At 70.1% G+C, this 1,032-nt stretch carries 1 pseudogene; it reads right to left on the bottom strand.

The features are described 5' to 3' along the window. Nucleotides 1-827, bottom strand: a pseudogene (locus K789_RS0121315) (bifunctional 3'-5' exonuclease/DNA polymerase); the annotation flags it as partial. Nucleotides 828-1,032: the final 205 nt, after the last annotated feature.

Here is a 1,032-nt window from a genome sequence, read left to right as displayed (position 1 = left end):
GGCTCGATCGCCGGGTGGCCGGATTCCTTCAGTTCCCACTGCCGGGTGGTCTTTACTTCGATACCGTTCCGGTGCAGCGCACGCATCAGCTCCTGCGGGGAGTCCGGGTTCAGCGAGGGGGAATTCAGCAGCTGCCGCAGCTCGGCGGTGAGGGCTTCCAGCTTGGCCGGACGGTGCCCCAGCGGAGGCCGTGGGCCGAGGTTGTCAGCCAGGATCTGCTCATGCAGTTCCTCCCGCCATGGCACTCCGGTGTGCTGCATTTCCGCCGCGATCATGGCACCGGCCGACTCGGCCGCGAGCAACAGCTGGAGGCGCTGCCTGCGGTTGTCGCCGGGATGTTCGACGCCGGCCCCGCCCGCCTGTGCGAGGGCCTCCTGCTGGGCGGCGTACTCGGCGCGGAGGTCCTCCGGGCTGCGCTGGGGCGTTCGGCGCAGGCCGGGATCATCGAACAGGGCGCCCTGGTCGGCCGGCGGTGGTGGCGGCTGAAGCGCACGCGGCGGCAGCAGCTCATCATCCTGGGTCAGTTTCTCGGCGTTCTGCGCATACGCGGTGTGGGCGGTGAACTCCGAGTGCGCCAGGATGGCGCCGCACAAGGTGAGGTCGTAACAGCGTTCCAGCTCGACCCCGGCGGCCAGCAGGGCAGGGTACCAGTCCTGGGTGCGGTTCCAGATCCAGCGCGGCCGCCGCTGTTCGAGTTCACGCACGACGCCGGCGAGTCCGGCGGCATTCACGACGCGTGGGTCCGGGGTGGCCGGGTGCGGGACGCCGTCCGCCGTGACTTCCTGGAGGGCTGCGCCGTCAGCGTGGGCGGCGAGCAGCAGGTACATAGGGACAATTCTGCCCTGCCGGACGGAGTCCCCCGCGCATGTGGTTCGAAGAGTCTGCTTGTCCACATAGCGGCGGGCGCGGGTTACGGCGGCTCCAGGTGACCGGAAGAGTAGCGGCATGAGCAGGCACCAGCGATCAACTTCCGGGCCTAACCCCGGGTCTGACACTGGGGCGTTCGCCGGGGCAAACGCCGGGGCGCGCCCC

Source organism: Arthrobacter sp. TB 26, assembly GCF_000427315.1.
GTDB lineage: Bacteria > Actinomycetota > Actinomycetes > Actinomycetales > Micrococcaceae > Arthrobacter.
Note: the sequence above shows the minus strand (reverse complement) of the source record. Positions and strands in the feature narration are given on the sequence as shown.